At 40.9% G+C, this 14338-nt stretch carries 12 protein-coding genes; 9 read left to right on the top strand and 3 right to left on the bottom strand.

The window, feature by feature from the left end; all coding sequences use genetic code 11:
- The first annotated feature begins 23 nt into the window (after nt 1-23).
- The 4 genes from R8G66_19480 (at nt 24) to R8G66_19465 (ending at nt 3482) form a co-directional block, all read left to right on the top strand.
- Nucleotides 24-935: an aspartate kinase gene (locus R8G66_19480; protein ID MDW3194569.1), complete on the top strand. Its 912-nt coding sequence runs from the start codon at nt 24-26 to the stop codon at nt 933-935.
- Between the two features lie 308 nt (nt 936-1243).
- Nucleotides 1244-1621 (top strand): hypothetical protein, encoded by a 378-nt coding sequence (locus tag R8G66_19475; GenBank protein MDW3194568.1) that lies wholly within the window; start codon nt 1244-1246, stop codon nt 1619-1621.
- Nucleotides 1622-1722: 101 nt separating this feature from the next.
- Nucleotides 1723-2466, top strand: coding sequence for a thioesterase domain-containing protein (locus tag R8G66_19470; protein ID MDW3194567.1), 744 nt, complete (start codon nt 1723-1725; stop codon nt 2464-2466).
- A gap of 302 nt (nt 2467-2768) precedes the next feature.
- Nucleotides 2769-3482 (top strand): NUDIX hydrolase, encoded by a 714-nt coding sequence (locus tag R8G66_19465; GenBank protein ID MDW3194566.1) that lies wholly within the window; start codon nt 2769-2771, stop codon nt 3480-3482.
- 33 nt (nt 3483-3515) lie between these two features.
- Here R8G66_19465 and R8G66_19460 read toward each other — a convergent pair whose 3' ends face one another.
- Nucleotides 3516-3995, bottom strand: coding sequence for a hypothetical protein (locus R8G66_19460; protein ID MDW3194565.1), 480 nt, complete (start codon nt 3993-3995; stop codon nt 3516-3518).
- 141 nt (nt 3996-4136) lie between these two features.
- Here R8G66_19460 and R8G66_19455 point away from each other — a divergent pair, with 141 nt between their 5' ends.
- Nucleotides 4137-6362 carry a M1 family metallopeptidase gene (locus tag R8G66_19455; protein ID MDW3194564.1) on the top strand — a complete coding sequence of 742 codons (2226 nt, stop codon included), beginning with the start codon at nt 4137-4139 and terminating at the stop codon, nt 6360-6362.
- Nucleotides 6363-6477: 115 nt separating this feature from the next.
- On the opposite strand, the gene R8G66_19450 is transcribed toward R8G66_19455, so the two are convergent.
- Nucleotides 6478-7038, bottom strand: coding sequence for a hypothetical protein (locus tag R8G66_19450; protein MDW3194563.1), 561 nt, complete (start codon nt 7036-7038; stop codon nt 6478-6480).
- A 246-nt stretch (nt 7039-7284) separates the two neighbouring features.
- On the opposite strand from R8G66_19450, the gene R8G66_19445 reads away from it, so the two are divergent.
- Genes R8G66_19445 through R8G66_19430 form a run of 4 tightly spaced genes read left to right on the top strand, consistent with a single transcriptional unit; the run spans nt 7285 to nt 13536 of the window.
- On the top strand, nt 7285-8010 hold the full coding sequence (locus tag R8G66_19445; GenBank protein ID MDW3194562.1) for a hypothetical protein: 726 nt from the start codon (nt 7285-7287) through the stop codon (nt 8008-8010).
- A complete protein-coding gene (locus tag R8G66_19440) occupies nt 8007-10763 on the top strand; it encodes a carboxypeptidase-like regulatory domain-containing protein (GenBank protein MDW3194561.1) in 2757 nt (918 codons plus the stop codon). Before R8G66_19445 ends, R8G66_19440 begins: the two co-directional genes overlap by 4 nt.
- Complete coding sequence (locus R8G66_19435) at nt 10760-11944, top strand: DUF4249 domain-containing protein (protein ID MDW3194560.1); 1185 nt, start codon at nt 10760-10762, stop codon at nt 11942-11944. Before R8G66_19440 ends, R8G66_19435 begins: the two co-directional genes overlap by 4 nt.
- Before the next feature lie 29 nt (nt 11945-11973).
- On the top strand, nt 11974-13536 hold the full coding sequence (locus tag R8G66_19430) for a hypothetical protein (protein MDW3194559.1): 1563 nt from the start codon (nt 11974-11976) through the stop codon (nt 13534-13536).
- A gap of 120 nt (nt 13537-13656) precedes the next feature.
- Here R8G66_19430 and R8G66_19425 read toward each other — a convergent pair whose 3' ends face one another.
- Nucleotides 13657-14298, bottom strand: coding sequence for a response regulator transcription factor (locus R8G66_19425; protein MDW3194558.1), 642 nt, complete (start codon nt 14296-14298; stop codon nt 13657-13659).
- Between the last annotated feature and the right edge of the window lie 40 nt (nt 14299-14338).

The following is a 14338-nucleotide window of genomic DNA, read 5'->3' as shown; positions in this document are numbered from 1 at the left end:
ATTTTATAAACCTTACGTAATTGATGGAGATCTTAAAGTTTGGAGGCACTTCTATAAGTTCATATAAATCTTTGCAAAACATATTAATGATTACAAATGAGTTGAAGGAAGCAGGTCAACCCTTTGTAATTGTAGTTTCCGCCTTGGAGGGGGTAACGGATAAACTTAATGAGGTGATCAAACTAATCACTGAAAAAAATGGCGGTTATGAAGCGGTCTTGAATGATATTTTCAAAATTCATTACCGACTTGTCAATGCTTTACTTGAACAACAAGATGTTATTTCATTCCAAAAGCATTTTTCTCTGATTACAGAAGAGCTGTTTTCTTTCACAAAAGAATCATACCTCAATGGATTAGTTTCAAAAGTGGAATCCGATAAGATTTTGGCTTATGGTGAATTATTATCAGCGAATCTAATTACCCGTTTTTTGAATAGCGGGGGTTCACGCGTAAGCTTTCTGGATACCCGTCGGGTTATATTAACTGATGAAAAACATGGTAATGCAGATGTCAATCTTAGCACATCTATAAAAAATATCATAGATCATTGGAGTCAAAATGTTGGTGACTTTGTAGCTACTGGATTTATAGGTGCAACCCCAGGTGGAACCACGACAACTTTAGGCAGAGGTGGATCGGATTATACTGCAGCTATTTTTGCAATTGCATTGAGTGCTGAATCTGTTACAAAGTGGACAGATGTGAATGGAGTAATGACAGCTGATCCAAAAATTTCAAATAATCCGGAAACATTAGATAGAATTAGTTTTGAAGAACTGTTGCATTTATCAAAATGCAGTTCAAATGTATTGGTGCACAATAAAGCCATTGAACTACTTGCTGAAAATAACATTCCCCTCATCGTAAGAAACACTTTCAATACACAATTCAGAGGAACCGTAATTGGTGCTGAGAAAAATATCTATTTCTGATCCTCCTTTGTCAATTTAACGAGAAGTAATGCCGTTTTCCGGCTTAGGAATGCGGTGGTTACCCGGAACCTGAGACACGAAAGGAAAGCCTCAACATGACAACTAAGACCAATTAAGAGTATACCATTGGATCTTAATAAAGAGAGCACCATAGGGATAGTTGGAGGTATGAGGTCTCAGGCCGGGGTTGATTTGGTAAATCACATTAGTCGACTTGTTGAAGCGGATAAAGATCACAAACCTGTAATTCTATGTGCCAACTACGCTAGTCTTACTATTAAATTATACACATGTAACGTAATAAATCTATGGAAGCAACGGAAACAATCATCAGACAGGAAGTCTATCACAAAGATTTCAATCTTGAGAAAAAAGATAACCTGGAAGAATTGCCGGAAGAGAAAGCAGTATTTGGAATTTTCGCTATTGTTGATGAAAAGCCAATAAACTGCAGATACATTTCCGAAACGGAGAACCTTCAAAAAGAGATAAAAAATATCTTTGAAAACCCGCTGAACGAAGCTATGAAAGCGTTCATTCAGGGACCATGGATAAAAATGGTACAATATGAATTATTGAACGGCTCTTCAGCAGAAGAAAGGCAAAAAATAGTCAATGAATGGGCACAAGAACACGAGCCAAAGATTAATGAAGAGGGTGAATACCCAGGCTATTATGAGGATTAGGCATATTTGAATAATCTCGAATTAATAAAATTAAAGTAGGGATAAAACTTGATCCTTATTAATGTGAATGGTTTGATTTGAACCGTATTGAATTGATTGATATGAATAAACTAAAACTATTTTGTTTCCCTTACGCAGGAGGCTCGGCCGTAATTTTCAAGAAGTGGAAACAACATTTGGATCCTTCAATAGAACTAAGACCCATTGAATTGGCTGGTAGAGGAAAGCGAATTCAGGAACCTTTGTATAATGATATATATGAAGCAACAGATGACATTTTTCATCATATATACGAAGAACTAATTGAATCACCCTATGCCTTTTTTGGACATAGTATGGGAGCCATAATCGCACATCTATTGGCCCATAAAATTAATCACACTTCCTTAGCGGAACCCATGCATTTATTCTTCGCCGGAAGAGGGGCCCCTCATGTTGAAAGGCAAGATGAAAAAAAATATCATCTAATGGATAATGAAGATTTCAAAAAGGAAGTGATCAATTTGGGAGGTACCCCACCTGAGTTCTTCAATCATCCTGAATTACTCGAGCTATTCCTGCCTTTGTTGAAAAACGATTTTAAAATCGCTGAAACTTATGAGCACCAGGGTGAAATTCAAGCCTTGAGCCAGAATATGACGGTGTTTCTTGGAAAAGAAGATGATTTAACCCCGGAACAGTGTGGCGAATGGGAAAAACATACAACTGGCACCTGTAGTACCCATTACTTCGATGGAGGCCACTTTTTTTTGCATGATGAAACCATCGCCATTACCGATATTATCAATCGTACGTTGATTCGCATGAATGATAGTAAAATGGCTTTAGAAGATTTGAATAGCTGAAGTGAACCAAATTATCTGCCTGCAATTCAACGCTCAAAAAGAAATAGGCCCATTAAGTAAACGCTGTTAAACCCTCCAAGAAGTTCGATAACAATTCACCTCGCACAACATATTTAAACCATCCTGGTTTTCCAGGATGGTTTTTTTGATTTAGTCAGGTATGTTTTTCCGGTGTTAGTCTGAAGCGATCGACTTTCATCAAGCGATTATTCAATTCCCGTTGTATTTTTTCATCCCATATATGCGAGGTTGCGCGGCCCTTACGCCAAATATTCCCTACTAAAAGCTAAGTTTACCTTCCCATGACAGAAGCCCTACCAGCATCCACCATCATGCTATGCCGTGATCACGAAGGTGAATTACAAGTCTTATTATTGAGAAGAAGTAAAAAGCTGAATTTCGCTGGTGGTTTTTGGGTTTTCCCGGGAGGAAAGGTAGAAAATTCGGAAACTGAACGAGGAAAAGATGATCTGGATGCCGCCAAAATTGCTGCAGTTCGAGAGACCAAAGAAGAGACCAGTGTAGACATTTTTGCGGATGATCTGTTTTTCTTCAGGCATTGGACGACACCCAAGGCGGAACCTCGTCGGTTTGCGACCTGGTTTTTCTTTGGAGCATTACCCGATCATGCCCCGGAAGTGATCATCGATGATCAAGAAATCAAACAACATCTCTGGATACACCCGCAGGCAGCGATTGATGAATTGAAAGCAGGTAAGTTGGCGATGATGCCTCCGACAATCATGAGTTTACAGTTGATCAGTAAGTGCAATTCTGTGAATGAGGCGAAACAAGCTATGAACGAGCTAAAACCCGTATTTGTATTACCTGTGATTGATCAGAAAGAAAGCGCTTTCATTTGCATGTACGAAGGCGATGCGGGATATGGTACGGCAGATGCTCGTGTCATTGGAGCCAGGCATAGGCTGGTACTTAATGCGAAGAGGGGAGAGGTCTCGTTTGAGTATGAAGGCTGTGATGATATTCATCCCGTTAATGAAGGGATGTCATTTTGAAATGCATTATCTCGGGGTGAGGTTTTCTAACCCCTACTTAAGCTTCTCCAATGTTCGCATCAAAAAATTTCGATCTTCATCACTCAAATACGAGCCGAATTTGATCTTTTTTTCTCCATTAAAATAGAGTCCAATGCCATAGACCCATTTTCGTTTGCTTTTGTACATGCTCACCTTCCGAATTTCTTTCAGATTCTTCCATTTTCTCTTTTTTGTACGATTAAATCCAAAGAGTGACCAGATAAAGGTGAAGTACTCCTGATCGATGATAATCATTCGTTTTCCGATTAAAAAGAAAAGAAATACGATTGGGGATAACAGCATCATAAGACCAATAGGAAATAGAAATACGATGGGCGCGTCATTGGTGATAAAGCCCCAGAAAGTAAAACCCCATAGACCAGTCATGAAGAACCAAAACAGGGTGTTTTTGAAAGATCTGTGTGTCAATTCAACGGTTAATTGATCTCCTTCCTTCGTGACAAGGAGTTTGGAGTTTTCTGGTAATCCCATTTGTGTCTATGCGCTGTGGTTTCAATTCATAAAAATAATGAATTGCGAATGATCACTTACGGAAGAAATGCACCGGTCAACCACAATCCCTCTCATGAGCCAATTCAAACCGTATATCTTGGCTGATCGAAATTCTTTCTTATGAAAAACATAGTATTAAGCACGCTGCTTGTGTTTGCGGTCAGTCTTTCTCTGGTTGCACAGGAAACCCCTCCTTATTCAGGAAAATTTGAAGCGATTGATCGCTTGATCGAGTCACCTAGTCCTTATCGGACGGCCTCGGGAACTCCTGGTGCAGAATACTGGCAACAACGCGCTGACTATCAAATCAAAGCCTCCATCGATGAACAGAACAATGTCCTGGAGGGTGAAGAGACCATTACCTATTACAATAACTCTCCTGATGCCCTGAAATTCTTGTGGATCAACCTCGAGCAAAATATCAACAGGAAAGACGGTTCGGATTTCAATTATGTCTTTGGCGGGGTAAAAGATAGCATCTCATCGCTACAGGCCCAACGGATTTTGAGAGCCATTGATTTTCCTGCAGGCACAGAGATTATTTCGGTCAAAGATGAAGCAGGTAAAAACTTGAAATACCGTGAGATCAGGACCATGATGCGATTGGACCTTCCAGAATCGTTGCAGCCTGATTCGAAAATTACTTTTTCTATCAAATGGAAGAATTATATCACGAATAGAGCAGATTTTTTACTTTCAAGAGAAGGTTATGAGTACTTTCCGGAGGACGATAACAAGGTCTTTTTGTTGGGCCACTGGTTTCCTCGAATGGCGGTTTACAATGATACCGATGGCTGGCAAAACAAGCAGTTCCAGAAATTAGGTGAGTTTGCCCTGGAGTTTGGAGATTATGATGTGGAGATCACGGTTCCTGCAGATCACATTGTGGCTTCTACAGGCGCACTGATCAATGAGTCAGAAGTACTGTCCTCAACGCAAATAGAAAGATTAAAGAAGGCCAGACAGTCCACAGACAAACTGGTAATGATTGTGACTCCTCAGGAAGCTAGAAAAAATGAGAAAAAGAAATCTAGCTCGACGAAAACCTGGAAATTCCGTGCCGAGAACGTGAGGGATGTGGCTTTTGCTACTTCCCGTAAATTCATTTGGGATGCTATGGCTGTGAAACTGCCTACTAACAATGTCCTGGCCATGAGTTTCTATCCTAAAGAAGGGCTTCCAGTATGGACAGAAGAGTCTACGATGGCCATCAAAAATGCGCTGGAAGTGTATTCCGAGACAACCTTTGACTACCCTTATCCAGTTTGTATTTCGGTCAATACTTCAAATATCGGTATCGAGTACCCCATGATTTCCTTTAATGGTGGTCGCCCGGTCAATGGAGAAATATCCGAAGGAGCTCGACGTGGAATGACCAGTACGATCGTGCATGAAGTGGGGCATAACTGGTTCCCGATGATCGTGAGTTCTGATGAGCGAAAGTGGATGTGGATGGACGAAGGATTGAATACCTATGTTCATCAAAAAACACTGGCTGAACGATATCCTCAGTGGAGCCATACCGAGCCCAAGAGCATTGTTCCTTTCATGAAAGGAGACAAAAGTATCCTTCGCCCGATCATGACCAATGCGGACAATGATTTGCTCTCTCAGATGGGTAGCAACTTTTACCAGAAGCCTACCGTCGGATTTCAGATGCTCAGAAATTCTATCATTGGACAGGAGTTGTTTGATGAGGCTTTTAAAGAATACGCCAATCGATGGAAATTCAAACACCCTAATCCTGCTGATATGTTCAGAACCATAGAAGATGTGACAGCAACGGATTTAGACTGGTTTTGGAGAGGATGGTATTTTACCACGGATAATGTAGACATTGAGCTGGCAGAAGTGAAGTGGATGCAGACCATGCAGGAAGAAGGCAGCCTTGAAAACCGGCCAAGGAAAGGTAAGTCTTCGAAGATTTCTGGTTCTGGGAACTCGCAAGGGAACGATTTTAGCAATGGCCCGGAAATGATTTCTGTGTTGCCTACCGGGGATGGTTCTTATGGACAATACCTTAGTCGTATTAACGAGGATGAACTACAAGCGTCTTTATCTGGGAAAAACATCTACGTCCTTACGTTCAAAAACCGAGGAGGGTTGGTCATGCCCATTATCATTGAATGGACTTATGCTGATGGTACCACTGAGAGAGAAGTGCTACCCGCAGAAGTATGGAGACACAATGAGGCAGAATACAAGCATTCTTTCCTCAAAGAGAAAGAAGTGATCAGTATCGTAGTGGACCCCAATCAGGAAATTGCTGATGTGGACATGAATAACAACGTCTTTCCTAAAGTGGAAGGGGATAACGCCTTTGAAAAATTTAAAAAGAAGCAATAATGTAGTGTTGTAGCCTTTTCGCTATACAAACCATATCAATGTCCTCTTCGGTTCGCCGGGGAGGACTTGTTTTTTTCATATTCTATTTGGAATCCTAAAGCAGTGGTCAAAAAACTTAGGCGGCTGGCAACAAATTCCCGGGAATACTATCCGGCGTGTATTTCCCGGGCCTGTTCTTTTTCGTGTATTTCACCATTTTAATGAGAAGGAAGATGCTTCCTATCACTCCGATAATACCGTACAAAAGACTACCGGCAATAAGTGCCAATACTGAAATGATGGGGAATAACAAGCCTGCAATAATGAAAACGATCATACTAACGACATAACCCACTATACCAACTCCTTTTTTGTAAGCTACGGCAGGATTGGCAAGTGCCAACAGTTGGTGAAGCCCCTGTACAAAGGCACTATACATTTCGTTACGGTCCTCAAAATCGGCAATACCCCTATAATGTTGCGATTTGAGCTGTAACGAGGCACCATTGGCCATTTTTAGCACACATTGATAAAAGGCATTGTTTTTTGATGCGGCGTAAGAGGTATGCACTTCAACAATATCTGAGTATTGATACGTGACTTTATTTCCTTCGTGATCAGTCACTTCAATACCTTCCTTGGCGAGTACGTAGGTCTTTTCTTTTTCAAATGCGGATTTTCTGAAAGCGTATTCCATGACTTCTTTTTATCAAAGGAATGTGTTTAATGAATATCAGTCAATACCGTGATTCCCGTAGTTTTTGTGAAAAAATGTATTTCAACGAAGGCTTTTCGAGCTGTTTTATCGCTGATGATACAACGAAAATGCCGCTGCTGTAAAGTCGCTCATGTTTTTCAAGGGATCGTTCTCATCACTTAGGGGTGAAGTAGGGGTTCGTTTGTTTCAGAGATTCTGAATGACCTTCGAAACCTAACAAAGCTGTTGAAGAAATTACTGATTCTATTTTTTTGTGTTCACACAATCAGTGAGCTGAGTGCGCAGGATTTTGATCAGTTTCCATCGTTGAGTGGGGACATAGCACATTGGTATAAAGCAATTACCACAAACAGTGAGGCTCCGCTCATGAATGGGACATATTACTATGATGAGCATGAGGAATTGATCTCACAATACCACACACCATTTTACAAAACAGGATGGGATTATTATGGACAGATTACTTATGAAGGAAGGTTATTTCCAAGAGTAGATATCATCTATAACACCTCTGAGGACCTTCTCTTGATCAGGAATCTTAACATGGAAAAGGCTGGGGAGCGATCATTGCTGATCAAGCAAAGTAAGATTGATTCCTTTACTATTCACAACGATAAGTTTTTACGTTTCACCCATGCTAAAATAGGATCGGCCGGATTCTATAAGTTGATCATTCGTGGGAAAAGCATGGAATGCTTTGCGAAGGAATCCAAAACCGGTCAACCTGCAGGGACTGTATTCGAATTCAACCCAAAGACGAATTTTTACATCAAGTACAAAGACGAAATCCACCCTTACCGACAGAAGGGATCATTATATAAGATATTTCCAGCTCATAGGAAGGAAATCAAAAAATACATTAGAGAGAATAGTTTATTCATCTTGTCCAGAAAGAAGAAGGAAGTATTTCTTCGTTCCATTCTGAACTATTGTGATTCGATTGTCAAATGAGGTGGGTAGTCAAAATATTGCTAATACTGGCTACGGTCGATGCTTGTTTAGCTCAGGAAACACCCGCAGTAACGGATAGTATCTCTTTATTTGAAGCGATCAAAGAGGTCGAAAAATCGAAAAGTCACCTGAACTTCTTTTACCGCGATGAATGGATCAGAAATGTCAAAATCATTAGGCAGAAAGTCAATACACAACTCAACGACGAAGCAGCCATTGATTTGCTATTACAAGATACCAGGCTCAACTTTTACCTGAATAATGAGGACGTAATCCTTCTTTCTAATACAACCATAGTCGTACCTGAAATCCAGGATAATGAGGTTCAGAGGGAATCGCAATCTTCTGAAATCCTGGAGAGCTTCATTTTTCAAGTGAATACCGACGATAGTGATGTGGAGAACAAAATGCATGTCATTGGCGATATCAAGAAGTTCGAGAGAGGTAAGGCTAGTTCGGTCAGGGGGCAGGTAACGACAGAAAATGGCCCCATGGAAGGAATATATATTTTCTCTTCCAAGCCATTCGTAAGTACCATCACCGATGAAGAGGGACGGTTCAGTATCACATTGCCAAATGGTATCAATGAGTTGAATTTTCAGTCCATTACGACCATAGATACTCGCCGCAAGTTGAATTTGTTTTCGAATGGATCACTTGACGTGAAGCTGAAAATAGATGTTGTGGCTTTAGAAGAGGTGGTGGTCAGTGCTGAAAGAGATCAAAACATCGAGGCGATACAAGTCGGGCTGACAAAGATTGAACCGAAGCAAATCTCAATTTTACCCACATTTCTGGGAGAAAAAGACATCATACGTGTGGCTACTTCTACCGCTGGTGTACAGAATGTGGGCGAAGGATCGGCTGGGATCAACATCAGAGGAGGTAAGGCCGATCAAAACCTGTTCCTGATTGATAATAACACGGTATTTACCACCAACCATTTCTTTGGGTTTTTCTCTGCTTTTAATTCTCGGGGAGTAGGGGGGCTATCATTGTACAAAAATGGGATTCCTGCAGAGTACGGTGGGAGGCTTTCGTCCGTATTCGATATCAAGACGAAAAGGCCGAATGACAAGGAATTTGAATTGAGTGGAGGGATTGGTCTGGTTACCTCTCAACTTCAGCTTGAAGGGCCCATCAATAAAGCGAAGACCAGCATTTTCGTGAATGGGCGAGGAACGTATTCTCAATACATACTGGATCAGTTTAAGAATTCCACACTTGGCAATAATGAAGCCTCCTTTTACGATTTTACAGTAAAAACCCATACGCAACTAAGTAAAAAAGATGAGTTGGCGGTCACTGGGTATTACAGCTACGATGCATTCAAAATTCAGTCTGATACACTATTGTCATTTAGTGATTTCTCTTACGAAAATAAGGTTCTGGGAGCAAGTTGGAAGCATGTTTTTAATGACCAGCTATTTGGTATTCTGGAAGTAGGAAACAGCAACTTTGGTTATCGCTCCAGCTTTGACGTATTACCTACGCAGGCTTTCAATGTTGATTTGTCTGTAAATGAATTTAGAACAGCTGCCAAGTTTGACTACCTCGTCAATTCCAAATTGAACTTCAAGTTTGGAGCAGAAACAAAATCTTATACACTTAGTCCGGGAGAGAAGGCGCCGAAAGGTTCCGCTTCTTTGATAGAAGAAGAGCAAATAGACGAAGAAAAAGCCCTGGAAGTAGCACCTTATTTAACAGCTTCCTATAACTTATCTGAGAAGTTAGCGATCGATGGAGGTATCAGGTACTCCGTTTTCACTTCTTACGGCCCAACAACAATCAATATTTACGAAGAAGGGCAGCCCAGGCAGTCATCGACCGTGATAGATCGCAAAACTTATGAACAAGGCGATATCATTCATCTAAACCAGGGACCGGAATTCAGACTTCAAGGGAGGTACATATTGGATCCTTCCAGTTCCCTGAAATTTGGCTACGGTCGAACCAGGCAGAATTTACACTTGCTGCTAAATGCAGCATCCATCGCCCCAACAGATGTTTGGCGACTTTCTGGTCCATTTATTGCCCCTCAGCTGGCGGATCAGTTTTCCGTTGGCTATTTCAGAAACATCTTCGATAAAGACCTAATTGAAGTCTCCGTGGAGGCATACTATAAAAACATTGAGAACCTCCTTGATTTTAAAACAGGAGCTGAGCTCCAATTCAATCCCACATTAGAAACAGATTTGTTACAAGGAGACGGTAAATCATATGGCGTAGAGTTTTCTGTCTCAAAAGCCAAAGGGTGGTGGAGTGGCTGGTTGAACTACACCTTTTCCCGGTCTTTTATTCGCCTCGATGGTACTGATCCGTCAGAGATTATCAACGGTGGATCCTTTTTCCCGACAGGTTACGATAAGCCACATTACCTGAACTCCGTGACCAACTATAAGTTTTCGAGCAGGTTTACCATGACACTTAATGTGGTTTATGCAAGCGGTATTCCCATCACCTATCCTGTGGGTAAGTGGGATTTTAAGTCATCAGAGAATATTCTTTATTCTGAAAGAAATGAATTCAGGATACCTGATTATTTCAGGGTCGATTTGGGCATCAATATCAATGCGAGTCACAAATTGAAGCAGTTTACGCATTCTTCCTGGTCATTTTCAGTGTACAATTTGCTGGGCAGAGATAACATTTATTCAATCTTTTTTGAGGTTGATGAAGACGAAATAAAGGGGTATGAACTGAGCATATTCCCAACCCCTATACCCACGGTGACTTACAATTTTAAATTTTGAGAAACTACTTGTTTATAATCGTTCTTAGCGTCTCTGCTTGTGTCAATCCTCATGAATTTGAGGTGATAGATACACGGAGAGTGTTGGTGATAGACGCACAAGTCGCCAATGTCCCGGGAGAGCAATTTGTCCAATTACAATATTCATATGCCCTGGATGGAATTGAGCCCGAGGCTTTAACAGGTGCTACCATAGTCCTTAGGGATGATCTTGGTAATACAATTAATTTTCTGGGAGATGGTTCCGGACTTTATCAGCCCGATGCTTCATTTGTAGGGATCGTGGGAAGGAAATATCAATTGTCCATTGGAACTCCAGATGGCAAACAATATCAATCCAGGGAAGAAGAACTATTGTCACCGGTTCAGGAAGTGGATATTTATGGTAGATTTTTAACCCTTCGTTCAGAGACCAGTGGAGGGTTTGATGTAGGCATCCAGTTTTTAACCGACATAGCAGGGGTGAGTGGAGCAAATCATAATTACAGATTTGAGTATGTAGAAGACCATGAGATTCTGGTGCCGTTTGCGTCTTTATATGAGTATAATGTTGTTACAGGTGAAATAGATCGCAGGCTTATTGATCTTGAGCGCTGCTACATCAATAAACCTTCAGAGAGCCTCCTGATTGCTACAACAGGTGGGCAAGTGAATAGTGATTTACTTGAGTTTCCCATTGAATTTATCAAGACTGATGAGCCAGATCTACTTGGGAGATACTCATTAAGACTCAAAGCTTTTCGCATTTCAGGGGCAGCATATCAGTATTACAAGGACCTTCAAGAAAATAACGAGTCTGCTGGGTCTTTTTTCGATCGACAAAAGGGCCAGCTTATTGGCAATATTCAAAATGTCAATGACATAACAGAGCCGGTGTTAGGTTATTTCGAAGTAGCTGGCGTAACAGAGACGTTTGAAGTTTTTGAAGGCGGGGCATGGAGAGACGAAGGTTTTGCAGTGGATAAGATATTGGATTTTTGTGATGAGTTGACTGAAACAGTGCCTACAGTGGACATCCTGGCCGGTGATTTTGATTTTAGTAATCGCCTCATTTATGACTTTGCTCCTACGGATAATTTTGTGCCAGGTACATTTTACAATACGGCGATTATTCTGGCGCCAAAAATATGTAGCGACTGCAGAACTTATGGATCACTAGAAAGGCCATCATTTTGGGACTAAGGAGTATTATTATCGTTGGGATCGGCTTCATGATGCTCGATCTGTATGCACAAACACAAGATTTCCAGGAAGAAGTCCATCTAAGTCTGAATACTACGAATATCCTGGTTGGTGAAACACTACATTTTTCGGTCTTCGTTTACAGTAATAAGACCAAACAACTGAGTGAACTTAGCAGCTTGTTGTATGTCGAATTGATTGATCAGAAAGGTAATCCAGTTCATCAGACCAAAGTCGGTCTCAGGGGTGGTAGAGGGGCAGGAAAGATATACATCAACCCGGCTTGGTTAACCAATACATACCGAGTGGTCGCATATACTAAGTGGATGAGGAACTATGACGCCTATTTTGAGCAATCGCTGCTCGTGTTAAACCCTTACATAGGTTTAACCAAAATCTATGAAATCTCAGGAACTCCCGTACAGGTCAAAGCCAATGATCCGAGAAATGAAACCTATGGTCAACTACAGCAGGTTACGATGAATCTTGGAGACGTAGAACCATCGTCACTTTCGATCACTGTATCAAAGAAGCCTAATCTTTTTTACACCAATGAAATCAACTTAGAGCGCCCAAAAGCAGCCATTGAGTCCTACAATATTCTCCCAGACTATAAATATGCCCAAGTGCAAGGGCGGATTAAAGCGATAGCTGGTGACCAAGCTGGTGAAAGAATCAACATGACCGTAAAAGGTGATTTTTTTCAGGTTGCCACTACTGTAACCGATGAGTATGGTAGGTTTTGGATGAATTATAAGCCTGAGTTAACTTCAAATGGCTCAATTCAGATTCAAACGGAAAATGAATCGATTGAATTTGATTTGATCGACGAGTTTCGCATCGGCTACCCAGTATTAAATCAAGGCAAGACGGTATTGGACGCTGTTTTCATGTCTACCTTGATTGACAGAAGTATTTATGCTCAAATTCAAAATGCTTATCTGTTGCCGGAGCAATCCGAACAATCGGTTAGAAATACTTATTTGAACAGAGAGGATGTCATTGTTTATCATTTGGATGATTATAAAAGATTTACCTCTATCAGGGATACCTTCATCGAACTGACGATCCTTATTGGGGTATCTAAATCTGAGGAGAGTGACAAAATATTTGTAAGGTGCGAGCAACTGCCAGGAATGGCTTCTAACGCCAATTCCCCTATGATTTTATTGGATGGATTGCGTGTCGATGCGAGAACACTTTTAGATCAAAACCCAAATGATATTGAAAAAATAGAAGTGTTACCCGCTTACTATTTTGTTGATGATCAGGTTTATAAAGGTGTGATTTCTGCACATACTTTTGATGAATCGGGTAAGAATATGCCAGGACTAGGTGAAATTTTCTCCTTATCTGAGTACCAGCCCTATTTCAATCAGGAATATGAGATCAATGCCACTGTAAACCTGCCTCACTACGAGAGGAATGTTTTATGGAAGCCAATGCATCGCCACGGAGGAGGCTCCTTTGTGCTAGAATTCACCACCTCAAGGTTAGTTGGGAATTATCAGGTTTCAATAAGGGGTATCACGAATACTGGTGAACCAGTAAACATCGCGCGATACTTTCAGGTCGCTGCTTCCAATCAGTGATTCCCGAAGTTCATGAGGTAGAAACGCATTTATTTTATTGTTCCATTGCTAGAAGATCATGCTGGTTACTAGAAGTGAATTCTGGGACTTATTCCCAGATTCCATTTCAAATTGATTGTTTTATTGAACCAGACCAACCTGGATGGCAAACCTTACCAAACCGGCAATATTCCTGATGTCTAGTTTTTGATGAATGTTCTTTCTGTGAGTTTCTACGGTGCGGGAGGAAATATGTAATTCTTCGGAGATTTCTGTGGATGTTTTTCCTTTTGCGATCAGCGAAAGAATTTCGACTTCACGATCAGACAACACGGACAATTGACCCATTTCTAGTGTTGCTTTAGATTCGGTGCTTCTAACAAATCCTTCAATAGCCTCCGTCTGGAAATACTTTTTTCCTTTCAACACCCGAGCTATACCTAACTTCAACTCTTCTTTGTCCGCATTTTTGATAAGGTACCCATAGATACCTAGTTTCATCATTCTCTCCACAATTGATCGCTCCCCATGCATAGTGAGAATAACAATTTTTAGATGACTAACCTCCTTTAAAAGGATACGCGAAGCCTCCAGCCCATTCAAGATGGGCATGTCTAAGTCCATTAGTACAAGATCAGGACGGATGATCGGGACTTTATCAACTGCTTCCTTGCCATTGCAGGCTATACCTACAATCTCAACGTCATCAATCTCATTGATGATTTTTTCAAGACCATCAATCATAATTTGATGGTCATCCACAATGAAAATCTTCTTGGTCAAGGATTAAGTGGTTAGGTGACCTGGCAATTGGCTTCTACGA

The sequence above is a fragment of the Cytophagales bacterium genome (genome assembly GCA_033344775.1).
Classification (GTDB): domain Bacteria; phylum Bacteroidota; class Bacteroidia; order Cytophagales; family Cyclobacteriaceae; genus JAWPMT01.
This window is presented reverse-complemented; position numbering and strand designations above follow the sequence as displayed.